The following is a 24,321-nucleotide window of genomic DNA, read 5'->3' as shown; positions in this document are numbered from 1 at the left end:
CGGCTTACTCGACTTCCACGACTTCGACATCGTTGGCGCGACGGACGCGCACGGTGGCCTTGGATACGGCTTTCTCTTCCACGGGCGATTTCTCTCGCAGGATGTCGGACAGGCGGATCGAATCGAGCGGTTCATCAACTGCGCTGTCGAGTGTCCGCAGCGACAGGCTGAGCGTGCCCGCTTTTTGGGCCAGTGCAAGCGTCTGGCTCTGTTGCGGTGTCACCTCAACGGTGACTGTGCGCGCCACCGATGGCTGGTCGGATTGCTGGTCGGACTGCTGATCGACGCCAATGATGCGAACGTTTTGCAGGATCGTCACCGCGCGCAGCTTGTCGCCGCCGCCCTGTGTCATCACGATATCGACGGTGTCCCCCGGCGTCACAAACCCACCGACGGCGGTTTCGGCGTCGACCTTGATGGCCATCGCTCGTGTATTCTCTCCAAGCGTCTGGACGATCGTCACCTTTTCACCGAAATCCGAAACCTTGGAGGCGAGAATGAGTTCGCCCTGTGCCATCGCGCGGGTCGCGCGCCGCGGCTGCATGCCGGGCTTGGGCACCAGAACGTCAAGATCCGAGATCGCGCCGGGCGGCAAAGCGGCCCGGGGCCATGACATTACCTGCAGAGCCTGCGGCTGGATCGGCTGGCCGAAGGGAATGTCGCGACCGGCCACGATAACCGTCACCAATGCCGCCTCGGGATCGGTTGAGGCCACGGCGCTGCTGCGGTCGAGATATTCACGTGCGCCGAATGCCGATCCTCCGGCAACGGCGATTCCGAGCAGTGCGACGAGGATTGAACGGGCGCCCACGGCAGTTCTCCTTGATCATGGGTGGTAGCTGTCGGTCACGGTGTGAACCGTGGTGCCTTCCGCCCCAGGCGCGACCGGGGCGGAAAGGAGGTTTGTCGTCCGCTGGATCAGCAGGCGGTGGTATTGGTGGTGCCCGAGTTGTTCAGCACGGTGCAGGCATCGACCATTTCGTCGCTGACATTGGTGCCGAGGTTCGTCAGGGCCGAAACACCGACGATAATGGCCAGCGTGAGAGCGATGCCGTACTCGACCAGCGTCACGCCTTCTTCGTCGGTGCGGAAGCTGCGAAGTTTCATCATCAGAGTCGAACGCATGAAGTATCTCCTTTAATGCGTTGCAAATAATCCAGAGCAAAGCCCCGGCTACGATTGACAGACCGCAGCAGAACTGTGCGGCTCCGATCATAATTGCGGCGGAAATGTGGCGCGGCATCCCTTCAGAAGATGAAGCTTTCGCGCTAGGGTTGAATAATTAGCGGATCGGCACTGTTTTCCCATCAGGATTATGACGCGATGCCGAATCTCCGACTCAAAATTGCTTTGGCCTTGCCGCCGACAGGCGCCGGTCGGTCGCTTTCCTAGCGCAGTGACGGTGGCCGATCCGGCATCGGGTTCTTTCGTCACTCGTGAGTCGTGCGTTATTCTTCCAACGACCCATGGATCGCGAACTGATCAAGCCCGGCCTCGTTCGCCTCGATGAATCGGTATTGTTCGCGGACCCCGGATTCCGTCAGTTCGCGTATCACCGTCAGCACGGTATTCGGCGCGTGGTCGGCGCAGAGGTCGGCCATCTGCGCCAGTTCCTCGGTTGCGACGGGCAGGGCGGCTTCGACTGAAGGAGCCCCGTAGACGGCGACGAAGTGTTCTGCCAGCCGGCGCACCAGTGCCTCATACTCGGCCGCCTCGATCCGGGTCACGGCGACGAAGGTTACCCGCCCGAAAGTCTCAATCCCCAACCAGCCATTGGCAAAGGCCTGTCGCGCCTTGCCAACAAGATCTCCCTCTGACCAGTTTGAAAACTCGAACCCGCCTGAGATCGCCCATTCCCCGGTTCGCGCCGGGTTGGCAAAGACGTTCATGTCGCTTTCGTCGAAATGGATGGCGCGGGCGAGCAGCATCAGACGTCCTCCAGCAGCGATGAGAGCGGCAGCAGCCGGGTGGTGTCACCTGTCTTCAGAAGCATTCCGAAATTCTCATCGACGCCAAGGAACGTCCCCTCAATCCTCGTGCCGTCAGAGGCAACGGTCACCGTGTAATGCAGCTTCCAGGCGAGCCCCTCCCATTCCCGGTGCAGATCGCCACGCCCCTCGGCATCCTCGATCGTGTTGAGCCAAAGGAGCGTATGGCGCGACCAGGCTTCAAGGATATGCACCGGGTCAAGTCCGCCGCAGCCTTCCTGATCAAGCGCGGTCCGGTCGGGGAACGCGCCCGGTTCGCAATCGGGCGGCAGCGACAGGGTCAGTTCCATGCCGACGACCAACCAGTCGGGTTCTTCCCCGGGATCATTCTCAGACGCGGCGACCCGCAACGCGCCCACATGGGCGCCGTTCAGCCGGATACCGCCGGACCAGTCGAGATGGACGGCGGTTTCGGGCGGTACCAGCGCACCAAGGGCGTTCTGCATACCGACCCCGCAGGCGATGAACCCGGCCATGGCAGGCTCAAGCGGCGTTTCGGGCGCGAGAACGATCGCGGCCCGCAGCCGTTCGGGTGAGACCGACCAGGCGATCAGCCCGGCATCGGTGCCGCGTTCGGCCTGATCACAGGCAATGGTGAACGGGTTTGCGGGCCCCGCGGCCAGTCCGGTCATCAAGGGCGGGAAGACCGGGACCTGGCTCATGCTATCCCATCCCCGATAAGCCGCTTCGCAAGGTCACGGAAGGCGCGCGCCTGCGGCGTGTTCGGCTTCGACACCACGACCGGTGCGCCGCCATCAGCGGCGACCCGGATGTCGAGGTGCAGCGGGATTTCGGCCAGCAATGGCGCGCCGAGCTTTTGGGCCTCGGCCCGGACCCCGCCATGGCCGAAGATATGTTCCTCATGCCCGCATTGCGAACAGACATGGACGGCCATGTTTTCGATGAGGCCAAGGATCGGTGTGCCCATCTTGGCGAACATGTCGATGCCCTTACGGGCGTCGAGAAGGGCAACATCCTGCGGAGTGGAGACGATGATCGCGCCCGCGACCTCGGCCTTCTGGCAGAGCGTCATCTGTACATCGCCGGTGCCGGGCGGCAGATCGACCAGCAGGATGTCCAAGGCCCCCCACTGGACCTGAAACAACATCTGCTGCAACGCCCCCATCAGCATCGGGCCGCGCCAGACGACAGCCTCATCCTCGCGCGTCATGAGGCCGAGCGACATCAACGTGACGCCGTGATTGCGAAGCGGCAGTATGGTCTTGCCATCGGGCGAGGCGGGACGACCGGAGACGCCGAGCATACGGGGCTGTGAGGGGCCGTAGACATCGGCGTCCAAGAGGCCCACGCGCTTGCCCTCGGCCGCGAGTGCGACGGCAAGGTTGGCGGCGACGGTGGATTTGCCAACGCCGCCCTTGCCGGACGCGATGGCGATGATCCGGTCCACGCCTGGCACCTTCACCGGCCCCTGCGGTTTCGGCTTGGCGCCCAGCTTCAGATCGGGCGGGGCGGCAGGGGCGCTGTGGGCGGTCATGACGACCGACACGGCTTTGACCCCCGGCAGCGCCCGCAGTCTGGCTTCGGCCTCTGCCCGTGCGGGTTCCATGCGGGCTGCGCGGGCAGGGTCGATCTCCAGCACGAAGCGGATACTCGCCCCCTCGACCGTCAGCGCCCGCACCATGCCTGCACTGACGATGTCGCCGCCCCCCATCGGGTTGGCGACGCCTTTCAATACGTCGAGAACCGCCTCACGCGTCAGGCTCATGCGTCGGGGCCCGTGATCTTGCCGGTGACGACGTGCTCCATGTCCAGCCCGTCAATGGTCAGCACCACCTTGGCGGACAGCGTCTTGCCCGCTGCCTTTCTGCCTGCCTCACGCACCGCCTTTTCGATGGCCTGCTGCGAGGTCACGCCGACCTGTTTCAGGAACTTGCGCATCGACATATTGAAATCGTCATCCATCGGTTCAGCCTTTCCTAGACAGTTGACCCGTTGCCCGATTGCCCCCTAGCCTTTGTGCTGAAAGGCGCGCGGGATGTGGAAACGGATCGTCCTTTTTGTCTTCTTTCTCGCAGCTCTTCCCGTGAGGGGGGAGGAGGCGCGGGAGTTTACCTTGTCGCTTGCCGACGAAATCGCCGCCAGCGGTCTTGCCGACTATATCCTGCCGCGCTTTGCGCTCAAGACCGGACGGCGGGCGAACATCGTGACGGGAGACGCTGATGCGCGTTTGGCTTCGGTGGAGGGAGCGCCACCTGTCATGGCGCGGGGCGACATTGTCTTTGCACTCGTCATTGAGGGCGAAAACGATGCCGCGAGACGTTTCGCCGATTGGCTGCGCTCCGATGTCGGGCAGAAAACGATTGCCGCCTTTGCGCCGACAGACGGCCCTGCCTTCGGTCCGCCGCCGGAGGTGTCGGTCAGAACCGTCACGAAGATCGAGGGCGATGCCGCGCTCGGCCGCGAGGTTGCCGAAGCGCATTGCGCCCGCTGTCACCGAATCGCGCCCGAGATGACGGGTATGACGCTCGGCTCCACCCCGTCCTTTTCCGCGCTGAAGACCTTGCAGGATTGGTCCGAGCGTTTCACCGCCTTCTACGCGCTGAACCCTCATCCTTCGTTTCTGCTGGTGAAGGGGATCAGCCCGCCGTTTGACCCGTCGCGTCCACCGCCCATCGTCCCGGTTGAGGTGACGGTGGATGAGGTTGAGGCCTTGCTGGCCTATGTCGCACAGGTCCCCGCCGCAGATCTGGGCGCGGATATCGAGAGCAGGTAGTCCCGTACCGGTCATTCAATGATCCCGCCGCTTCGAAAGATAGTCTTCCGTGGTGCGGGGCCGGGGGCGGTCGCCGCCGGACAGCGGGTTGGCCTCGGAATGGTATTGCGCCCGGATGCGGCAATCGTCGCACATCTGGATCAGCCGCCCGGTACCGCCCTCGACGAACATGGCGTGCTTGCCGGCAAGCTTCTCCATGATCTTTTCGACCGTAGACTTGACGCCAAAGGGTTTGCCGCATTCGATGCATTCAAACGGCTCTTCCTCATGCAGCACGATCTGCGCGAGCGCCATATCGGCGGGATTGAAACGCGGCTCCAGCGTAATTGCCTTTTCGGGGCAGATCGTGGCGCAGAGCCCGCATTGCAGGCAGGCATCCTCCTGAAACCGCAACTGCGGTTTGTCCGGGTTGTCGCCAAGCGCGCCTGACGGACAGAGCGAGGCACAGGACAGGCAGAGCGTGCAGGCATCGGTATCGACCAGAACCGCACCATAGGGCGCGCCGACGGGCAGGGGGACCGGATGCGTAACGTCCGGCATAAGCGCCTTCGCAGCAAGCCGTGCGACCTGTCGGCGGCTGCCAAGCGGCAGGACGGGGTCGGTTCCCGCTGGCTGTGCCCCGATACTATATAGTGCATCGGCCATGGCTTCGGGATCCCGGGCATCGAGAAGCCGTATGCGCCCATCGCCACCCATTGCCGAAGCCAGTTCATGTTCTCGGGATATCGTGTCGAGATCCGACTTCGGCGAAGTCAGCACATCGACCGATGTGAAACCAAGCGCCAGCGCGGCCAACATCTCGGCATGGCCGAACCCGGCCAGGGACCCTACCGACAGCGGCAGCACATCGGCGGGCAGGCCGCGCCCGAAGCGCGCGGCAAGCGCGATCATCTCGGCGCCATGACCGTCATCGTGAACCAGAAGGCGGGGCGCCGAACCGCCCGCCGAAATGTAGGTTTCCGCCATGACCTGCATCCGCCGCAGATCAAATGCAACTGGCGGGGCGTCATAGATAATGGCGCCCGAGGGGCAGAGCGCCGAACAGGCACCGCAGCCAGCACAGATCAGCGGGTCCACGGTGACGTGATCGCCGTCGGGCTGGATAGCGCCGGTGGGGCAGGCGTCAAGGCAGCGGGTGCAACCCGCCTGACCCGCGCGGGAATGGGCGCAAAGCTGCGCCTCAAGCGCGACATGCAACGGCTTTTCGAAGGTGCCAATATGCTGGGCAGCTTCAAACACGGCGGTCGCCACCGTGTTCGGATCGCCGGGATCGGCCCGTAGATAGCCGTCGCGCTTTTCATGCGCGGGAAAGAGCGGCGGATTGCCGGACAGATCGAGGATGATCGCGCAGGAGGTTTCCGCCTTGTCGCGGGCCAGACCAAAGCCATAACCACCGCGACCCCCCGGCTCGATCTGGCTGAGCGCGTCGAGATGCAGAGCGAAGTTGCCGAGCGTTCCCGTCGCCGACTTGAGTGTGCCGCGCACGGTTTCAAAACCACGGGACACGGGCAGGTCCGCGTCGTCTGTCAACAGCACGGTCACCGCCAGTGTATCGGCCAGCTGCTCCGCCGCCGGAAACGCCACGGATCCGCGCCCGATGATCAGGCAAGTACCGTCTGAAATCACGTCAACACTCTTGGCTTGCGGCGCTGGGACGAGCGCCTCGGCCACAAGTGCCGCCATTTTCGGTGCTGCCGCGGCATCGTCGCTCCATCCCGCCCGGTCGCGGATATCGACGCAGTGCGGTTCAGGTTGACCCAGATCAGCGGCCAGTTCGGCAAAGCGCGCCGCCTCCTGCCCACAGGCGATTACGGCGTCGCCCACCTCTATTGCTTCTGCTGCAGCGGCAATCTCGCGTGTGCAAAGCGCCGTGTGAACGCGCGAGCAGGCCAGCCCGGTGGCTTGGCCAATCGTTTCGGCGTCGATTGTCTGCGACCCAAGACAATCGCACAGGATCAGGTGTTTTGGCATTCCTCTCCCCATTCGTGGGTTAAGGCTCTTTTTTGTCGGCCCTGCCCACGAGGTGATGCTAGGCACGAACACTTACCCGGCGCAAAGCGAAATTCGGGCAGATGGGGGCGATTCGCCGGTCAATTAACACTATTTTTCCCGACAAAAAGACACGGGAATCTGGTTCCGGACATTTCGTCCAGCTTGGTTTTGGTTGCGCTGGGGCTGCACGGACAAAATGTCCCGCGCTGGTATGCGACCGCACACTTTGGTGCGATTCATGCTGATTCTTCTTTGTGAAATGGCGATCCCGGCGCACGCTAACTCCAAGGCCGAACGGGAAACTGATGTCGGCCATAAGGGGAGGCTAGATCGCATCAATGGCGCTCGCACGCGCATCCATACCCGTCGGGATCGTCGTCCGGAGGTCACCCGGAGTGACGAAATGGGCGAAGTGGGCGTGGAAGGTTGTTGCCGTGGTGCCCGGCGCAGGACCCGCAAATTGGCGTGAATTGCGCCGCGAGGGCGATGTGGTCGACTACCACGCTGCCACACTCACGTTGGACCTCTGGTCGTCGGACACAGAGGCCTACCACGTCGCCCTCGCTTCCGACCCTCCCGGTGTGTGTGTCGTCCTGAGGGAGGATGACGCGCCGGATGCCCGTATGCCCTGGAGACCCGCGATCGTTACAGCCTCACCCTATGAGGGGCAGGACTATCTCGACAGTGGCGACGGGCTGGTGGAGCGGGTGACGATGCCCGATGGAATGGCCGCATGGGTCGCCGATTTCGTGCGCCGCCACCATGTGGAGGAACCTTTCGTGAAGCGCAAGCGCGACAAGAAGCGGGTCGATCTGGTCGAGGACGGCAAGGGCGATGCCCGTGTCCGCCAGCTTTCCGATGTCTTCCGCGCACCTCACGGCTACCGGGGGGGCACCGCATGACCGGCCCCGCCCGTCAAAGTGATTTCTGGTCCCGCCGCCGCGCCGCTGTGCGGGCCGAAGCCGAAGCGGAAGAGGCCATCCTGCGCGCCGAAGAGGCTGAGGCGCGCGAGGCTGAGGCGGCAGAGCGGAGCGATGAGGAGATCCTCGCCGAGTTTGGTCTGCCCGATCCCGATACGATGGAGCAGGGTGACGATTTCGCGGCCTTCCTGAAATCCGCCGTTCCCGAACGCCTGCGCCGTCGCGCCTTGCGGCGTCTCTGGCGGTCGAACCCCGTGCTCGCAAATCTCGACGGGCTCATCGATCACGGTGAGGATTTCACCGACAAGGCGGTGGTCGTGCCGGGTATGATGACCACCTATCAGGTGGGCAAAGGCATGATGCGTCATGTTATGGCGCTCGCAGAAGCTGAAGAGCGTCAGGACGAAGAAGGGCTCGCCACCGAGGAGTTCGACGCGTCAGCGTCGATCGACGAGGCGATGGTCGACGAGCCGGAAGAACTGGCCGCCGTGGATCCGGAACCGACCCCGCAACCCCGCCGCCACATTCGCTTTTCCTTCGCTGATACCGAAACACCGGAGATCCGTTCATGAATGCAGCCGCTGTCCAGAGGACTGAGATCGCCGAGGAAGACCGGCTTCGGGCCGACCTTTACGGCTTCCTGTCCGCGCTTCTGGCCGCGCCACCAGACCGGGTGCTTCTGGACAAGACCGCGGCGCTTCATGGCGATGACAGCCAACTTGGCCGCGCAATCGGAACCCTGGCGAAACTGGCCAAGGCCGCGACACCTGTTTCGGCCGAGAGGGAATTCAACAAGCTTTTCATCGGTCTCGGGCGGGGCGAACTGTTGCCCTATGCCAGCTATTACCTGACCGGGTTCCTGAACGAAAAGCCACTGGCCTCGCTCCGCAAGGATATGTCCGCGCTCCGCATCAGTCGCGCGCCCAATGTCTATGAGCCAGAGGACAATATCGCGAGCCTGATGGAGATGATGGCGGGTCTGATCACCGGCCAGTTTGGCGCGCCAGCGGCGCTTGCCCGGCAGAAGGAATTCTTCAACCGCCATATCGCGCCATGGGCGGGGCATTTCTTTGCCGATCTCGAAGGCGCGAAAGGATCGGTTTTCTACACGCCCGTCGGCACCGTCGGGCGGCTTTTCATCGATATCGAACGCGAAGCGTTCCGCATGAGCGGGGCGTGAGGACATGAAGGGAGGACCCATAATGGCCAAGACCAAGGACGGCACCAATCGCCGCGATTTCCTCAAGCTGGCGGCAACGACGGCCCCCGCTGCAGCGGCCGCAACGGTCGCGGGAACCGAGACGGCCGAGGCGGCGGAGCCGACCGGCGAGACCCGGTTGCAGGACACTGCCCATACAAGGGCCTATTACGACAGCGCCCGGTTCTGACGGGCCAAGGACAACCACCCAGCCTCCGGCCAAAGCGCCGGGCAAGCAAGGGAGACGGGAATGCTCAAGAGAAAGACGAGCGGAGTTCAAAGAACCGGCCAGCGCAGATCAATGATTGCGGCGGTCGGAGAGGCCACGGTTGACCGGCGGTCCTTCCTCAGGGGCTCCGGCCTCGCCATCGGCGGCCTGGCCGCGATCGGGGCCACGGGCGGTACGGTGCGTCAGGCCACGGCACAGGAGGCGACTTCTGGCGCCATCCAGACTATCAAGTCGGTCTGCACCCATTGTTCGGTCGGCTGCACGGTCGTCGCCGAAGTGGATAACGGCGTCTGGGTCGGGCAGGAACCCGGCTGGGACAGCCCCTTCAACCTCGGCGCCCATTGCGCCAAGGGTGCGTCGGTGCGCGAGCATGCCCATGGCGAGCGCCGTCTGAAATACCCGATGAAGAAAGAAGGCGGCGAGTGGAAGCGGATCAGCTGGGAAGAGGCGATCAACGAGATCGGCGACGGCATGATGAAGATCCGCGAGGAAAGCGGGCCGGATTCAGTCTACTGGCTCGGCAGTGCCAAGCATTCCAATGAACAGGCCTATCTCTTCCGCAAGTTCGCGGCCTATTGGGGCACGAACAACGTCGACCATCAGGCCCGTATCTGCCATTCGACCACGGTTGCCGGGGTTGCGAATACATGGGGCTACGGCGCCATGACCAATTCCTACAACGACATCCATAACTCCAAGGCGATCTTCCTGATCGGCGGCAACCCTGCCGAGGCGCATCCTGTATCGCTGATGCATATCCTGAAGGCGAAAGAGGAAAACAACGCGCCGCTGATCGTCTGCGACCCGCGCTTCACCCGCACCGCGGCGCATTCGGACGAATATGTCCGCTTCCGTCCCGGCACCGATGTGGGCCTGATCTGGGGCATCCTCTGGCACATCTTCGAAAACGGCTGGGAGGACAAGGAGTTCATCCGCACCCGCGTCTGGGGCATGGACCAGATCCGGGACGAGGTGAAGAAATGGACACCGGAAGAGACCGAGCGTGTCACCGGCGTGCCGGGCTCGCAGCTCCGCCGCGTGGCCTTTACGCTGGCCAACAATCGCCCCGGCACCGTGATCTGGTGCATGGGCGGCACCCAGCACACGAACGGCAACAACAACACGCGTGCTTATTGCGTGCTGCAACTCGCGCTCGGCAACATGGGCGTGTCGGGCGGCGGCACCAATATCTTCCGCGGCCATGACAACGTGCAGGGTGCGACGGACCTTGGCGTTCTGTCCCACGACCTGCCCGGCTATTACGGTCTGGCACCGGGATCATGGGCGCATTGGAGCCGGGTCTGGGGCGAAGACCTCGACTGGCTCAAGGGTCGGTTCGTCAACCTTCTCGATGCCGATGGCAATCCCGCCAAGGATGCCGATGGCAACGATATCAGCCTGATGAACCAGAACGGCATCCCGGTCTCGCGCTGGATCGACGGCGTTCTGGAAGACAAGGCCAATATGGACCAGAACGACAACGTCCGGGCCATGGTACTTTGGGGCCACGCGCCGAACTCTCAGACCCGCGGGTCCGAGATGAAGACGGCGATGGAAAAGCTCGACATGCTTGTCGTGGTTGATCCCTATCCAACCGTCTCGGCGGTGTTGCATGACCGCACGGATGGCGTCTACCTGCTGCCCGCCTCGACCCAGTTCGAGACGTCGGGATCGGTGACCGCCTCCAACCGGTCGTTCCAGTGGCGCGAACGGGTCGTAGCACCGGTCTTCGAGTCGCTGCCCGACCACACGATCATCCGCATGTTCGCAGACAAGTTCGGTTTCTCCGACCGGCTGTTCCGCAATATCGAAGTGAAGGACGGCGAGCCGGTGGTGGAGGACATTACCCGCGAGTTCAACCGCGGTATGTGGACCATCGGCTATACTGGCCAGAGCCCCGAGCGGCTGAAACTGCACATGGCCAACCAGCACACGTTCGACAAGACGACGCTGCAAGCCATTGGCGGTCCGGCGGACGGTGACTATTATGGTCTGCCATGGCCCTGCTGGGGCACGCCCGAGATGGGTCATCCCGGCACGCCAAACCTCTACGACATGTCAAAGCCGGTCAGTCAGGGCGGCCTGACCTTCCGCGCCCGGTTCGGCGTGGAGCGGGACGGTCAGAACCTTCTGGCCGAGGGAGTCTACTCGGCAGGTTCGGAAATTCAGGACGGCTATCCTGAATTTACCATGCAGATGCTCATGGATCTTGGCTGGGACGGCGATCTGACGGCTGAGGAACGCGCGGTCATTGACGGGATCGCGGCCGAGAAGACCAACTGGAAAACCGACCTTTCGGGCGGCATCCAGCGGGTGGCGATCAAGCATGAATGCGCACCCTTCGGCAACGCCAAGGCCCGCGCCGTGGTCTGGACCTTCCCCGACCCGGTGCCGCTGCATCGCGAGCCGCTCTACACCAACCGGCGCGATCTGGTGGCGGATTATCCGACCTATTCGGACCGCAAGCTCTACCGTCTGCCAACCATGTATGCCTCGATCCAGGAAAAGGATTTCTCGGGCGACTACCCGATGATCCTGACCTCCGGGCGTCTTGTGGAATATGAGGGCGGCGGCGACGAAAGCCGGTCGAACCCGTGGCTTGCCGAATTGCAGCAGGACATGTTCGTCGAGATCAATCCGAGGGATGCCAACAACCTTGGCATCCGCGACCGGGCGCAGGTCTGGGTCGAGGGGGCCGAGGGCGCCAAAGTCAAGGTCATGGCGATGGTGACCGAGAGGGTGGGCGAGGGCGTGGCCTTCATGCCCTTCCATTTCGGCGGCCATTATCAGGGCCAGGACCTGAGGGACAAATATCCCGAAGGGGCCGACCCCTATGTCTTGGGCGAAAGCTCCAACACCGCGCAGACCTATGGCTACGACTCGGTCACCCTGATGCAGGAGACCAAGTGTACCCTCTGCAAAATCAGCGCAGCTTAAGGAGAAACAGTCATGGCAAGAGTCAAATTCCTCTGTGACGCCGAACGCTGCATCGAATGCAATGCCTGCGTGACGGCATGTAAGAACGAACATGAAGTGCCCTGGGGCATCAACCGCCGGCGGGTCGTCACCATCAATGACGGCACGCCGGGCGAACGGTCGGTCTCGGTCGCCTGCATGCATTGTTCGGACGCGCCCTGCATGGCGGTCTGTCCGGTGGACTGCTTCTATCAGTCCGAGGACGGCATCGTCCTGCATTCCAAGGACCTCTGCATCGGCTGCGGCTATTGCTTCTACGCGTGCCCGTTCGGCGCACCGCAATATCCGCAGGCGGGCAATTTCGGATCGCGCGGCAAGATGGACAAATGCACCTTCTGCGCCGGTGGCCCGGAAGAGACGCATTCGACGGCCGAGTTCGCCAAATACGGGCGGAACCGGATCGCCGAGGGCAAGCTGCCGATCTGCGCCGAGATGTGTTCCACCAAAGCGCTTCTGGCGGGAGACGGCGATGTCGTTTCGGCCATCTACCGCGAACGGGTCGTGGCGCGCGGCTTCGGCTCGGGTGCGTGGGGCTGGGGCACGGCCTATGACCAGAAGGCCGCCAACTGACACGTCCGATTGGTGGCGGTTACAAGTGGTCCCGTGGCGCCTGTGCGCCACGGGTGCCGCCGCCTGAACGCGGTATCGGGAGACGATCATGATCCTTCGCAACTTTCTTGCCGTTCTGGCCGCTTGTCTCTCACTCTCAATGCCTGTTGGGGCGCAGACCGATGATACCCGCGCCGCGACTGGCGGGGCGCAGACGCTGGAGGATATCCTCGCCCGTCAGCGTGGCGAAGTCGTGGATGACAGCGCCATGCGCGCGGCCACGGGGGACCCGGATTCAGCCGCCGGGATCGCCGAACAACTCGGTACGCTCGGCGGCGCATCCGATCCCGATCTGTGGCGCGCCCTGCGCTACGGTTCGGCCGATATCACCGTGTCGTCCCGCTCACCGGCGGCAGGCGTCATCATTCAGGACGGTGGTATGGAATGGCTGCAGTTCCGCGAAGGGCCGCTGGCGCATTACGGCGGCTATGCGCTGCTGGGCATGATCGCGGTGCTGGTGCTGTTTTACCTGATCCGTGGCAAGATCCGCATCGATGGTGGGCCCAGTGGCCAGACCATCCTGCGGTTCAACGCGGTCGAACGCTTTGGTCACTGGCTGATGGCGGGGTCATTCATTGTCCTTGCTGTGACCGGGCTGGTCATGATCTTTGGCCGTCTCGCGCTGATCCCGCTGCTGGGCAAAGAGGTCTATGCGCCGATCGCGAATGTGGGCAAATGGTCGCATAACAACCTTGCATGGGCCTTCATGGCGGGGCTCGTCATCGTCATCGTGGTCTGGGTCGCCGACAACTTCCCGAACAAACATGACCTGAAATGGCTGGCCAAGGGCGGCGGGCTGTTTTCCAAGGGCGTGCATCCGCCCGCGAAAAAGTTCAATGCGGGGCAAAAGATCATCTTCTGGTCGGTCGTGGTGCTCGGTGTTTCGATCTCTGCCTCCGGCCTTTCGCTTCTGTTCCCCTTCGAACTGCCGATGTTCGCCAAGACCTTCGTTATCCTGAACGCGACCGGCCTGCCGCAACTTTTCGGCTTCGGTGAACTGCCGACGGTCCTTGGCCCGCATCAGGAAATGCAGCTTGCCCAAGCCTGGCACGGCATCGTCGCCTTCGTCTTCATGGCGATCATCATCGCCCATATCTATCTCGGCTCGGTGGGTATGGAGGGCGCGTTCGACGCCGTGGGCACGGGCGAGGTTGACGTGCAATGGGCAAAGGAACACCATGCACTCTGGTACGAGGAGACGCGTGGGGCGGCTTCGCCGGATGTTCCTGCCGAACCGGCAGAATAGGGGGACGCGATGAAAGTCATGTTTGCCGCTTTCCTCAGCGCCATCGTCATCGCGGTGGCAGCCGATCTTGCGCTTCACCGCGCGGGTTTCTCGTCCGAGGAGGTGACAGCGGGGCCTTCGGTCCGGCTCGACTGAAACGGGGAATGATTTGACGGAACTGCGCCCCGGCGGAACACCGCCGCAGACGGAGGCCGAAGAGGTCGGGCCGAGCGCCATCGACCGGGTGCTTCGCCATGTCTCGATACTGGTGATCGACGACGAACCGGGAATGCGCAATTTCCTGATCCGGACGTTTGAGCCGCGCTGCAAGCGGATCGTGGCGGCGGCGAGTGCCGAGGAAGCATCGCAGCTTCTTGACACCCAGCATTTCGATCTGGTGTTGCTGGACAATGTCATGCCCGGCCAGTCCGGCCTCGACTGGTTGACCGAACAGCGTCGCGTGGGGCTGTTCGCCGAGGCGATCCTGATGACCGCCTATGCTGATCTGGACACCGCGATCCATGCCTTGCGGGTGGGTGCGGCGGATTTCGTGCTGAAGCCCTTCCGCTCGAACCAGATCATCAACGCCGTCAACCGCTGCATGGATCAGCGCTATCTAAGGCGCGAGAATTTCCTGCTGAAATACGAACTCCGCGCCGATACGCTGGCTGCGCGCGGGCGGTTGATCGGCAATTCGCCGCGGATCGAGACGGTGCGACGAACGCTGGAACGGGCCGCCCCCCTGCCGACGCCGGTTCTGTTCACGGGTGAAAGCGGCACGGGCAAGGAGATTGCGGCACGCACACTGCACGCGATGTCCGACCGGTCCGACAAGCCCTTCGTCCCGATCAACTGCGCCACGACGACGCCCGACCATCTTGCCGAGGAACTGTTCGGCAAGGTAGGCGCAGAGGGGCGCGACGGACTGCTTATTCAGGCCAGCGGCGGAACCTTCTTCCTCGACGAGATAGCAGACATGCCGCTCGCGATGCAGGGCACTCTATTGAGAGTGATCGAGGATAATCGGCTGCGCCCGCATGGCTCAGAACGCGAAATCCCGCTGAACCTTCGCTTTCTCTTCGCCTCCAACACCGATCTGGGCCGTGCTGTGGCCGAGGGCCGGTTCCGCAAGGACCTTTTCCACCGGATAAACGTGCTGACGGTCGAGATGCCGCCATTACGCGACAGGGTCGGCGATATCGGCGAGCTGGCCGAGCTATTCATCGGCAACATCGCCCGCCAGTTGGGAATGTCGCCACTGGTGGTAACCGAGGATGTTTTGCGGAACCTCGCCCGCTACGAGTGGCCGGGAAATGTGAGGGAGCTTCGCAACCTCATTGAACGCTCGCTGATCCTCGGGGAATTCCCGCCAGAATTTGCGGGCGGACCGGATGCGGCAGGGATGGAACCGGCAGAGTCACTGCATGCTGTGGAACGGCGCCACATCCTCGCCATTCTGGAAGCCTGCGGCGGTAACCGGGCCGAGGCGGCGCGGCGTCTGGGCGTGTCGCGCAAGACTATCGACCGCAAATGCGCGCAGTGGAATGTCTGAAGCGCCGCGTCGGGTGAGATGGCTGAAAAGCGTCCGCACGCGCATGCTGGTCATCGCGCTGCTGCCCGCGCTGATCCTATTGCCGATGGTCCTGGCCTATACCGTCAAGAGCCTGATTGACCGGCTGGACGAAGTGCTTATCGACAAGGTGGCGGGTGAGTTGACGATTGCCCACCAGCACCTTGCCGGGCTTCTGAACGGTCGCCGCGCCGGAATCGCGGCGCTTGGCGAATCCACCGATTTTGTCGCCGTTCGGAACGATCCAGCAGCTTTGTCGGCGCTGCTCGAGACGCGAAGCGCGGCACTTGGACTCGACTTTCTCTATTTCGTTGATGGCAGCGACCCGATCGACGCCGCCCGCTGGCCTGTTGTGGCGTCCGCCCTGGAGGGGCAGGCACGGGCCGAGATCGATATCTTCGAAGGCGATGACCTTGCCAGGATTTCTCCGACGATCGCGGCACGGGCGCTTTTGCCTCTGGTGCCGACTGTCGCGGCGGTGCCGACAGACCGCATCGAGGAGACACGTGGCATGGTCGTACATGCGGCCGCCCCGGCGAGGGGCGGGGCCTTGGTCGGCGGCACGCTCCTCAACCACAACCTTGCCTTCATTGACGAGATTAATAACCTTGTCTATCCCTCTGGCAGAATTACACAAAGTGGGCAGGGAACAGCGACGATCTTTCTTGAGGACGTCCGTATTTCGACCAATGTGCGTCTGTTCGAGGATGTCCGCGCCCTTGGCACCCGTGTGTCGGCCGCCGTCCGGGCCAGGGTTCTGGATGAGGGTCAGGTCTGGCTGGACCGGGCCTTTGTCGTGAATGACTGGTACGTCTCGGCCTACGAACCCATCGTGGACAGTTTCGGAAACCGCGTGGGTATGCTCTACGTTGGCTTCCTTGAGGCACCCTTCGTTGCTGCCGAACGGCGCACCCTGATCGAAATTGGCGTCGCGTTTGTCATTGTTCTTGCCGTTTCGGTTCCGGTGCTCTTGCGGTGGGCGCGTGGGATCTTTGCTCCGCTCGAAAAAATGAATGCCGTGATCGGAGCGGTCGAGGAAGGAGACCTTTCGGCCCGTTCTGGCCAGCCGGTGCCCGATGACGAAATCGGCCGGGTGGCAGGGCATCTCGACCATCTGCTCGACCAGTTAGAGGAGCGCGACAGGCGGTTGCGTGATTGGGCGGAAGAGCTCGAGGAGCGTGTCGCCGACCGCACCCGCGATCTGGAAGAGGCGAACCGGCAGATCGAGGCGACGACAAGGCAGTTGATCGTTTCGGAAAAACTCGCGGCCATCGGCGAGATCACCGCCGGTGTCGCTCATGAAATCAATAATCCTTTAGCAGTGATACAGGGCAATCTTGATGTGGTGCGCGACGATCTGGGCGCCCGCGCTCAGCCGCTGAAGACCGAATTTACGCTTATTCAAGAGCAGATCCAGGCGATCCATATCCTCGTCTCGAAACTCCTGCGGTTTGCCCGACCCGAGGAATATGCCGATGGCGGCACCGGGAACGATCCAGACGATGTGATCCGCGATACGATGCCGCTTGTTCAGCACTTGCTCGCCAAGGCGAAGGTCGATGTAGGGCTCGACCTGAACGCAGGCGCCGTGGTGGCGATGAACCAGACGGAATTACAGCAGGTGCTGATCAACCTCATGGTCAACGCGATACAAGCGATGCCGGATGGCGGACGGCTGGACCTGAAAACGAGGGCGGAAGACACCAAAATACGCATCACGGTTGCCGATACGGGATCTGGTATGTCGGAAGAGGTGCTCGCCCGGATCTTCGACCCGTTTTACACGACGAAACGCAGTGAGGGCACGGGGCTTGGGCTTTCGATCAGCCGAAATCTAGTGGCGCGGGGCGGGGGAACGATCACCGTCGATAGCCGCCCGGGTGAGGGGGCACGTTTTGATATCCTGCTGCCGGTTGCGGTCTCGGCCTGATGCCGCCTCAACGCGCAGCAGGCCAACGACGTGTCTGAATGGACGCTGAATTCCGGATTTCGGGATTCCTATTTGGGTTCTTGCCTATTTATCCGCGCGCTGAACTGAACTAGCGTCGCGCGGACGACCTAAGGAGGGATCATGGCCGACCCGTTTTTCAAACCCGTATCGGGGATGGAGATGCCGCGTTTCGCGGGAATACCGACCTTTATGCGACTGCCATCCGTGCCGCTCGACCATCCTCGCATCGGCGATGTCCAGATCGGTCTAGTGGGCCTGCCCTGGGACGGATCGGTGACGAACCGGCCCGGTCCGCGCCACGGTCCGCGCCAGTTGCGCGACTACTCGACGATGATCCGGGCACAGCATCCGGTCTCGGGCCTCAGGCCGTTCGAGGCGGCGAACTGCGCCGATCTCGGTGATGTCGGGCCGAACCCGGTCGATCAGGACGATACGATGGCGCGGTTTGAAAGTTTCTATGCCGAACTAAAATCCCGCAATATCCGGCCCCTGACCGGTGGGGGGGACCATCTCTGCACCCTGCCGGTTCTACGCGGGCTGGCCAAGGATGCGCCCCTGGGCCTCGTGCATTTCGACAGCCATACGGATCTCTTCGCGGCCTATTTCGGATCGAAGACGCTGACCCATGGCAACCCGTTCCGGGCGGCGGTGGAGGAGGAACTTCTGGACCCCAAGCGCATGATCCAGATCGGCATCCGCGGTACTCAATACGACCGCAGCGATTTCGATTTCGCTAAGGCCACCGGTATCCGCATCGTCACGATCGAAGAGTTCTTTGCCCGCGGCATTCCCGATGTCATGGCCGAGGCGCGCGAGGTCGTCGGCGACAAGCCAACGTACATGTCCTATGATATCGACTTCGTCGACCCTTCGGTCGCGCCCGGCACAGGTACGCCGGAATGGGGCGGGCCGAATGCGTTTCAGGCGATGCAGGTCGTGCGGGAATGCGACGGGCTGAACATTGTGGCGGGCGATCTGGTTGAGGTCTCGCCGCCCTTCGATCCCTCCGGCAACACCGCCTGGCTTGGCGTATCGCTCATGTTCGAGATGCTCTGCGTCATGGTCGCCGCCCTCTGAGCGACCGGTCCTTTTGGGCGGGTCAGGAAGGATTTTGGATCAAAATCCTTCCCCGCCGGAGCGACGGAAAAGTCTTGTTCCAAGACTTTTCCGGTATCGCTGCATCAGGCCCGTGCGGCCGTGATGATGATTTCGACCAGATAGTCGGGCGTCGCCAGTTTGGCTTCGCCGGTTGCGCGCGCAGGTGCGTGACCCGCAGGCACCCAGGCGTCCCAGACCGCGTTCATCGCCTTGAAGTCGGCGTTGATATCGGCCAGCCAGATCTGGGCGCGCAGGATGCGTGTCTTATCCGATCCCGCCAGTGCCAGAAGCCGTTCGATTTCGGTAAGGCATTCGCGGGTCTGGCTGGTGACGTCACCGCCCGGCTCGCCGACCACACCGGCAAGGTGCACAACGCCGTTGTGGATGACGATATTCGACATCCGGGTTTCGGTTTCAATACGGGTGATGGGGGTGCTCATATCCGTGTCCTCGCTGGAAAAACGCACCCCCTCCTATCCGCCTTGGCGGCGGAATGGAACCGGGTTAACGGCCGGGCATTGGATCAGATACCGAGAAGTTCCTTCGCGGCGTTCAGATCGGCGACCGATCCCGCGTGATCGCCGGAATCGTGTTTGGCCTTGCCGGAATTGTAGAGTTCGGTGATCTGCGCCTTGGTCGCCTCATCAGCGGTGCTGGCGGCCATCGCAGTGTCGATTTCGGCCATCAACGCCGGGCACTGTCCTGCGAATGCAGGACCGGCGAGGGCGGCCGCAATCACGGATGCAAGTATCGTCTTTTTCATCTGAATGTCTCCCTAGTCGAGTTAATGTTGAAACAGGTCGTCACAGGGATTGGAGCGGGTGAAGGGAATCGAACCCTCGTCGTAAGCTTGGGAAGCTTCTGCTCTGCCATTGAGCTACACCCGCGTGGCGATCTGATTACCGCGCGGCCCGGCATGAGGCAAGAGGGTAGCACAGGGCTCAGAACCATTTCATCCAGCGGAAGACGAGCCAGAGGCCAAGCCCCATCACCGCCGTGGCGCCCGACAATGCGGCAAAGGCCCAGGGCCAGTCGGTGCCGGGCATGCCCGCGACATTCACCCCGAAAAGACCGGTGAGAAAACCCAGCGGCAGGAAGACCGCGGCCACGACCGAGAGGATGAAGCTGTTGCGCCCGAGCCGCGCGGCCTGAAGGCTGTCGGTATGGGCCCTCAGCGATGCAAGGCGGTCGCGCACGGTGTCGAGTTCCTCGACCGCCCTTACCGTCCGGTTGGCGGCATTCCGGATATCATAGCCCTCGACGCTGCCGAACAGTTCCCCTTCGGCAGCTGCCAGCCGGGACAATGCTTCGCGTTGCGGCGCGATATGGCGGCGCAGCTTAATGACCGAACGGGCGAGGCGGGCGATCTCCATCTCACCCTTGCCGACCGTGTCTGGTTGGTCATCGAGCAGAATCTCTTCGATCTCGTCGGTGCGGTCCTCGCGTTCGGCCGTTGTCGCCTCGATCCGCAGGGTCAGCGCGTCGATCAGGCGGGCGACGAAGGAAGCAGGGGTGGCGGGGGCCTGTCCCTCGGCCATCGCGCGCAGAAGGTCTTCGAAGGCGAAGATGCGCCGCATCCGGGTCGAGACAACCAGTCCCGGCCCGATCCAGAGACGCAGCGCGACCATGTCTTCGCTTTCTTCGCCCGGATTGAGGTTGATGCCGCGCAGCGTCACCAGAAAGCCATCGCCGATGCTTTCAAAATGCGGCCGGGTCTCGGCCTGCATCAGACCGGCGCGGACCGGGTGCGGCAAGTGTGCAGCGCTCCACGCGATGAAGCCCGGAGCGGTGCGGTCACAATGGATCCAGCGCCAGGCGACATCCGATCCCGGCCCGGGGGTGGGCCAGTCCTGATCCAGCGCCCGCGCCTTGCCATCGGGCAGGATGTCATAGGCGGCAATGGGGGCGAGGGTCGGCATGGCGGGCTCCTGACTTAAACTGGCGTGATGCTGGCGGGGAATAGAGCCGCGCGCAACGGCAAAGGGATGCTTGACAGTGGCGGCGCGCCGGTATCGGGTCTGCGTGGGAAAAGGGGAGCGGATGGAGCGCAAGGACAGGATCGACGCTTTCGGGGCGCTATCGTTGACCGGGTTTTCGGCGTTTCTCGCCTTCAATCAGGTCATCATCAAATTCGTCAATGGCGGCTTGCAGCCCGTCTTCTTTGCGGGCCTCCGTTCGGCCATCGCCGTACTCTGCCTCTGGCTCTGGATGACATGGCGCGGGCGTCCGCCACGGCTGCGGCGCGAGATGGCGGGCCCGGGCATCGCCATCGGCCTTGTTTTCGCGGCCGAATTCCTCGGCCTTTTCATCGCGCTTGACCTGACTACGGTCACGCGCACCTCGATCATCCTGTATTCCATGCCGGTCTGGCTGTCGCTGGCGGCGCATTTCGTGCTTCCGGGTGAACGGATCACGCCGCGAAAAGCGGTTGGCCTGATCCTCGCCTTCTCGGGTGTCGCATGGGCGATCCTTGATCGCGACGCGGGTGGCGGACAGGCGAGCCTGACGGGTGATCTTTGTGCGCTTGGTGCCGCGATCGGCTGGGCGACGCTGGCGCTGATCGCCCGCGGCACGCGGTTGAAGGAGGCGCGGCCAGAAATGCAGCTGTTCTGGCAGGTCCTCGTCTCGGCACCTGTCCTGATTGTCGCGTCGCTGTTCTTCGGTCCGCTTGTGCGTGACCTGGTGCCGCTGCACATTGCCGGGCTGGTGTTTCAGGGCGTCGTCGTGGTCGCGGCCGGGTTCATGTTCTGGCTCTGGCTCCTGTCGGTCTATCCCGCCGCCAGTGTCGCGAGCTTTTCCTTTCTGACCCCGATTTTCGGCGTCGGTTTTGGCTGGGCGCTTCTCGGTGAAGAAGTGGGGCTGCCGCTGATTGGATCGGTTCTGCTGGTCGGCATCGGGATCATCCTGATCAACCGGTCTGCGCCAAAATAGCGTCGCGCGGTGTGTAAAAAGCTCATTGGCCGATCCGGATGTCCGCCCAGACCGGCAGATGGTCCGAGGCGATGCGGGCAGGTGCCAGGCGATATACGCCCGCATCCTGCAGGTGCAGGCCCTGCCCAAGCGCGACACGGTCGAGCGCACCAATCGGTCCGGCGGCGGGAAAGCTGCGCCCCGGCGTGTGCAGGCGGAAATCGGGGCCGAGCGCCTCTGCCCCGCCGCGCGCCGACCAGTCATTGAAATCGCCGAGAATCGCGGTTGGCATGTCCTGACGGCGACTGATCGCCGCCCGGATCGCGGCAAGCTGCATCGACCGGTAGCGTTTGATCAAGCCCAGATGCACGCCGACCACCCGAAAGGGACCCGCATCAGTGTCGATTTCGGCCAGTACCGCACCACGTGGCTCCAACCCCGGCAGGACGATGCGGCGGATCGCAGTAACATTCAGGTCGGTGCGGACGAGCAGGGTCTGACCGTGCCAGCCAAGGCTTGGCCCCTCGGGTGCGAAGGGCAGGTTACGCAGGCCCGTCACCTCTTCGATGAGATTTCGGGGCAGAGCGGCACGGCGCGGGGCAAGACGGTGGTCAATCTCCTGCAGGGCGATGATGTCTGCGCCGATCGCCGCCACAACCTCGGCAATACGCGCCGGATTGCGGCGGCGGTCGAGGCCAAGGCACTTGTGCGCATTGTATGAGGCGAGGCGCAGCTTCATGATCCCGATCTAAGCGTTCATTGCCTGCACTTGAAGCATTCGGCCGTCGGGATTAGCTAACTTTCATGTGGCATGACCGTCTACGTAATCAACCCCTTATCGTTCGGGCAGTCTGGACAGTGCTGGGGCTTGCCTTTGTCGTGGCCTTGTTCACGGCGCGTTGGTCGCTTGCCTTCGTATCGATTGCAACATTCGGATTGTCCCTTCTCCCGGTCCTCTTTCAAAGCCGGTTTGGCATTCACCTGCCTGTGCGGTTCTTCGCCGGGATCGTGATCTTCGTCTTCGCGACGATCTTTCTCGGCGAGGCGTTTGATTTCTACAACCGGTTCTGGTGGTGGGATGTCGCGCTTCATGGCGGTTCGGCGCTTGGCTTCGGTCTCATCGGATTTCTTTTTGTTTTTATGCTGTTCGAAGGCGATCGTTATGCAGCACCGGCATGGGCCATCGCCTTTGTCAGCTTCTGCTTTGCGCTGTCGATCGGAACGATCTGGGAGATATTCGAGTTCGGTATGGACCAGGTCTTCGGCATGAACATGCAAAAGACGGGCCTTGTCGATACGATGTGGGACCTGATCGTCGATACCGTCGGGGCGGGGTTCGGGGCGATGGTCGGGTTCTTCTATCTCAAGCGGCTGGAACTCGGCGGGTTGACCGGGCTCTTGCAGGAATTTGTCGAGAAGAACCGCAGGTTCTTTCAGAAGTTCCGGCGCTGACAGCTGGTGCCGGAGTCAGGTGCCGCAGAACGTCCGGGTGACAATCTCGTCATCGGCCGGTGCCGCGCGATATTCAATGGCGTCCGGCTGATCGTCGTAGGGGCGGGCAAGGATGCTGTTCAGCCGGTGGAACGGGGCATAATCTCCGGTGACAGCGGCCCTGATCGCTTCTTCGACCCGGTGATTGCGGGGAATAAAGGCCGGGTTTGCCGCGCGCATCGTCGCTTTCGGATCGGCCTCACGCGCGGTGCGGGCCCGCCAGTCGTTGAACCAGCTTTCAAACGCCTCGGGATCGGCAAATTCGGTCGCGGCGGTTCCGTCTGAAAGCCCCCGGAACGTGCGGGTGAAATCGGCACCGCCCTCGGCCATGCTTGCCAGCAAAGCCTCGATCAGGGCTGCATCGCCGTCCTCTTCTGTCGAAAGTCCAATCTTGGCACGGAAGCTGTGCAGCCATTCGGCCTCATAAAGGTCTGGAAAGCGGTTGATCGCGGCAGTTGCGGCTTCGATTGCGGGCTCCTCCTCGCCCATCAGAGGAAGCAGGCACGAGGCGAATTGTGCGAGGTTCCAGACCGCGATGCGGGGCTGGTTGCCATAGGCATAACGTCCGTACTGGTCGATCGAGGAAAAGACTTTCTGTGGGTGATATTCATCCATGAAGGCGCAGGGGCCATAGTCGATGGTCTCGCCCGAGATGGTCATATTGTCGGTGTTCATCACCCCGTGGATGAAGCCGAAGCTCATCCACCCTGCAATCAGGTGGGCCTGAGCGGCGGTGACGGCGTCGAGCAGGTCGAGCGGGGTTTGGGCATCGGGATAGTGGCGGGCAATGACGTGGTCGGTCAGGAGCCTGAGGGCCTCGGTATCCTGCCTTGCGGCGAAATACTGGAACGTGCCGACGCGGATATGGCTGGAGGCGACCCGGACAAGAACCGCGCCGGGAAGGGCGGATTCGCGCCAGACCGGTTCGCCGGTCGTGACGGCGGCCAGCGCACGGGTCGTCGGCAGGCCAAGCGCCGCCATAGCCTCTGATACGATATATTCTCGGATCACGGGCCCGATCCACGCGCGCCCGTCGCCACGCCGGGAAAAGGGCGTGGGGCCGGAGCCCTTGAGCTGAATGTCAAAACGCCGCCCGTCCGGGGCAAGGATCTCGCCCAGAAGCAGCGCCCGCCCGTCCCCAAGCTGCGGTGACCAGCCGCCGAACTGATGCCCGGCATAGGCCTGCGCCAGCGGCTCGGCACCGTCTGGTGTGGCATTGCCCGCAAAAGACGTGACCGCCTCGGGTGTGGTAAGCGCCTCGGGATCCAGCCCCAAGGCTCGCGCCAGTCCGGCATTTACCGCGATAAGGCCAGGATCCCGCACAGGCACAGCGGACTGGCGGGCATAGAACCGGTCGGGCAGACGGGCGTAGGAATTGTCAAAGGGCAGGGTCAGGGTCATTGGTGCTCCATTACCCATAGATAGGGCAG

General features: G+C 62.9%; 26 protein-coding genes and 1 tRNA gene. 14 read left to right on the top strand and 13 right to left on the bottom strand.

Annotation, left to right across the window (positions count from 1 at the left end; all coding sequences use genetic code 11):
- Nucleotides 1–4: 4 nt before the first annotated feature.
- From cpaB to QKW60_RS00490, 6 genes are all read right to left on the bottom strand, one after another.
- Nucleotides 5–811 (bottom strand): Flp pilus assembly protein CpaB, encoded by an 807-nt coding sequence (gene cpaB, locus QKW60_RS00515; RefSeq protein ID WP_282365632.1) that lies wholly within the window; start codon nt 809–811, stop codon nt 5–7.
- 107 nt (nt 812–918) lie between these two features.
- Nucleotides 919–1,125, bottom strand: coding sequence for a Flp family type IVb pilin (locus QKW60_RS00510; RefSeq protein ID WP_282365631.1), 207 nt, complete (start codon nt 1,123–1,125; stop codon nt 919–921).
- 323 nt (nt 1,126–1,448) lie between these two features.
- Nucleotides 1,449–1,928 carry a DUF6505 family protein gene (locus tag QKW60_RS00505; RefSeq protein WP_282365629.1) on the bottom strand — a complete coding sequence of 160 codons (480 nt, stop codon included), beginning with the start codon at nt 1,926–1,928 and terminating at the stop codon, nt 1,449–1,451.
- Nucleotides 1,928–2,650 (bottom strand): biotin/lipoate--protein ligase family protein, encoded by a 723-nt coding sequence (locus tag QKW60_RS00500; RefSeq protein WP_282365627.1) that lies wholly within the window; start codon nt 2,648–2,650, stop codon nt 1,928–1,930. The genes QKW60_RS00505 and QKW60_RS00500 overlap by 1 nt, the downstream gene beginning before the upstream one ends.
- Entirely contained in the window at nt 2,647–3,714 is a 1,068-nt protein-coding gene (locus QKW60_RS00495) for an Mrp/NBP35 family ATP-binding protein (protein ID WP_282365625.1), read from the bottom strand. The genes QKW60_RS00500 and QKW60_RS00495 overlap by 4 nt, the downstream gene beginning before the upstream one ends.
- Complete coding sequence (locus QKW60_RS00490) at nt 3,711–3,911, bottom strand: DUF6494 family protein (protein WP_282365623.1); 201 nt, start codon at nt 3,909–3,911, stop codon at nt 3,711–3,713. The genes QKW60_RS00495 and QKW60_RS00490 overlap by 4 nt, the downstream gene beginning before the upstream one ends.
- Before the next feature lie 151 nt (nt 3,912–4,062).
- On the opposite strand from QKW60_RS00490, the gene QKW60_RS00485 reads away from it, so the two are divergent.
- Entirely contained in the window at nt 4,063–4,722 is a 660-nt protein-coding gene (locus tag QKW60_RS00485) for a c-type cytochrome (protein ID WP_282365621.1), read from the top strand.
- 15 nt (nt 4,723–4,737) lie between these two features.
- Here QKW60_RS00485 and QKW60_RS00480 read toward each other — a convergent pair whose 3' ends face one another.
- The gene (locus tag QKW60_RS00480; RefSeq protein WP_282365619.1) at nt 4,738–6,693 is read right to left on the bottom strand and encodes a 4Fe-4S binding protein; all 1,956 of its coding nucleotides are present in this window, start codon (nt 6,691–6,693) and stop codon (nt 4,738–4,740) included.
- A gap of 359 nt (nt 6,694–7,052) precedes the next feature.
- Here QKW60_RS00480 and QKW60_RS00475 point away from each other — a divergent pair, with 359 nt between their 5' ends.
- The 11 genes from QKW60_RS00475 (at nt 7,053) to QKW60_RS00425 (ending at nt 18,469) form a co-directional block, all read left to right on the top strand.
- Nucleotides 7,053–7,616: a DUF3305 domain-containing protein gene (locus tag QKW60_RS00475; RefSeq protein WP_282365618.1), complete on the top strand. Its 564-nt coding sequence runs from the start codon at nt 7,053–7,055 to the stop codon at nt 7,614–7,616.
- Entirely contained in the window at nt 7,613–8,206 is a 594-nt protein-coding gene (locus QKW60_RS00470; protein ID WP_282365616.1) for a DUF3306 domain-containing protein, read from the top strand. The genes QKW60_RS00475 and QKW60_RS00470 overlap by 4 nt, the downstream gene beginning before the upstream one ends.
- Nucleotides 8,203–8,814 carry a TorD/DmsD family molecular chaperone gene (locus QKW60_RS00465; RefSeq protein WP_282365614.1) on the top strand — a complete coding sequence of 204 codons (612 nt, stop codon included), beginning with the start codon at nt 8,203–8,205 and terminating at the stop codon, nt 8,812–8,814. Before QKW60_RS00470 ends, QKW60_RS00465 begins: the two co-directional genes overlap by 4 nt.
- Nucleotides 8,815–8,836: 22 nt before the next feature.
- Entirely contained in the window at nt 8,837–9,022 is a 186-nt protein-coding gene (locus QKW60_RS00460; protein ID WP_282365612.1) for a twin-arginine translocation signal domain-containing protein, read from the top strand.
- Between the two features lie 60 nt (nt 9,023–9,082).
- Nucleotides 9,083–11,998 (top strand): formate dehydrogenase subunit alpha, encoded by a 2,916-nt coding sequence (locus tag QKW60_RS00455; RefSeq protein ID WP_282365611.1) that lies wholly within the window; start codon nt 9,083–9,085, stop codon nt 11,996–11,998.
- 12 nt (nt 11,999–12,010) lie between these two features.
- A complete protein-coding gene (gene fdh3B / locus QKW60_RS00450; protein WP_282365609.1) occupies nt 12,011–12,607 on the top strand; it encodes a formate dehydrogenase FDH3 subunit beta in 597 nt (198 codons plus the stop codon).
- Nucleotides 12,608–12,695: 88 nt separating this feature from the next.
- Complete coding sequence (locus tag QKW60_RS00445) at nt 12,696–13,892, top strand: formate dehydrogenase subunit gamma (RefSeq protein WP_419762633.1); 1,197 nt, start codon at nt 12,696–12,698, stop codon at nt 13,890–13,892.
- A 9-nt stretch (nt 13,893–13,901) separates the two neighbouring features.
- On the top strand, nt 13,902–14,027 hold the full coding sequence (locus QKW60_RS00440; protein ID WP_282365607.1) for a hypothetical protein: 126 nt from the start codon (nt 13,902–13,904) through the stop codon (nt 14,025–14,027).
- A gap of 79 nt (nt 14,028–14,106) precedes the next feature.
- Entirely contained in the window at nt 14,107–15,423 is a 1,317-nt protein-coding gene (locus QKW60_RS00435) for a sigma-54-dependent transcriptional regulator (protein ID WP_282366834.1), read from the top strand.
- Between the two features lie 13 nt (nt 15,424–15,436).
- Nucleotides 15,437–17,371 carry a sensor histidine kinase gene (locus tag QKW60_RS00430; protein WP_336619143.1) on the top strand — a complete coding sequence of 645 codons (1,935 nt, stop codon included), beginning with the start codon at nt 15,437–15,439 and terminating at the stop codon, nt 17,369–17,371.
- Between the two features lie 141 nt (nt 17,372–17,512).
- Nucleotides 17,513–18,469, top strand: coding sequence for an agmatinase (locus QKW60_RS00425; RefSeq protein WP_282365605.1), 957 nt, complete (start codon nt 17,513–17,515; stop codon nt 18,467–18,469).
- A 104-nt stretch (nt 18,470–18,573) separates the two neighbouring features.
- On the opposite strand, the gene QKW60_RS00420 is transcribed toward QKW60_RS00425, so the two are convergent.
- The 4 genes from QKW60_RS00420 to QKW60_RS00405 all read right to left on the bottom strand — a co-directional run bounded on the left by QKW60_RS00420 (nt 18,574) and on the right by QKW60_RS00405 (nt 20,409).
- Nucleotides 18,574–18,930, bottom strand: coding sequence for a RidA family protein (locus tag QKW60_RS00420; protein WP_282365603.1), 357 nt, complete (start codon nt 18,928–18,930; stop codon nt 18,574–18,576).
- Nucleotides 18,931–19,013: 83 nt separating this feature from the next.
- On the bottom strand, nt 19,014–19,253 hold the full coding sequence (locus QKW60_RS00415) for a hypothetical protein (protein WP_263738055.1): 240 nt from the start codon (nt 19,251–19,253) through the stop codon (nt 19,014–19,016).
- Between the two features lie 50 nt (nt 19,254–19,303).
- Nucleotides 19,304–19,377: transfer RNA gene (locus tag QKW60_RS00410), tRNA-Gly, on the bottom strand.
- Nucleotides 19,378–19,431: 54 nt separating this feature from the next.
- Nucleotides 19,432–20,409 (bottom strand): zinc transporter ZntB, encoded by a 978-nt coding sequence (locus QKW60_RS00405; RefSeq protein ID WP_282365600.1) that lies wholly within the window; start codon nt 20,407–20,409, stop codon nt 19,432–19,434.
- 121 nt (nt 20,410–20,530) lie between these two features.
- Here QKW60_RS00405 and QKW60_RS00400 point away from each other — a divergent pair, with 121 nt between their 5' ends.
- Nucleotides 20,531–21,421, top strand: a complete 891-nt coding sequence (locus QKW60_RS00400) for a DMT family transporter (RefSeq protein ID WP_282365599.1) — start codon at nt 20,531–20,533, stop codon at nt 21,419–21,421.
- Nucleotides 21,422–21,443: 22 nt separating this feature from the next.
- On the opposite strand, the gene QKW60_RS00395 is transcribed toward QKW60_RS00400, so the two are convergent.
- The gene (locus tag QKW60_RS00395) at nt 21,444–22,139 is read right to left on the bottom strand and encodes an endonuclease/exonuclease/phosphatase family protein (protein ID WP_282365598.1); all 696 of its coding nucleotides are present in this window, start codon (nt 22,137–22,139) and stop codon (nt 21,444–21,446) included.
- A 65-nt stretch (nt 22,140–22,204) separates the two neighbouring features.
- Between QKW60_RS00395 and QKW60_RS00390 the strand changes: the two genes are divergently transcribed.
- Nucleotides 22,205–22,852, top strand: a complete 648-nt coding sequence (locus QKW60_RS00390; protein WP_474001822.1) for a DUF2238 domain-containing protein — start codon at nt 22,205–22,207, stop codon at nt 22,850–22,852.
- Nucleotides 22,853–22,867: 15 nt separating this feature from the next.
- Here QKW60_RS00390 and QKW60_RS00385 read toward each other — a convergent pair whose 3' ends face one another.
- Complete coding sequence (locus QKW60_RS00385) at nt 22,868–24,292, bottom strand: protein adenylyltransferase SelO (protein ID WP_282365594.1); 1,425 nt, start codon at nt 24,290–24,292, stop codon at nt 22,868–22,870.
- Nucleotides 24,293–24,321: the final 29 nt, after the last annotated feature.

The organism is Albidovulum aestuarii, assembly GCF_029961185.1.
Taxonomy (GTDB): domain Bacteria; phylum Pseudomonadota; class Alphaproteobacteria; order Rhodobacterales; family Rhodobacteraceae; genus Albidovulum; species Albidovulum aestuarii.
Note: the sequence above shows the minus strand (reverse complement) of the source record. Positions and strands in the feature narration are given on the sequence as shown.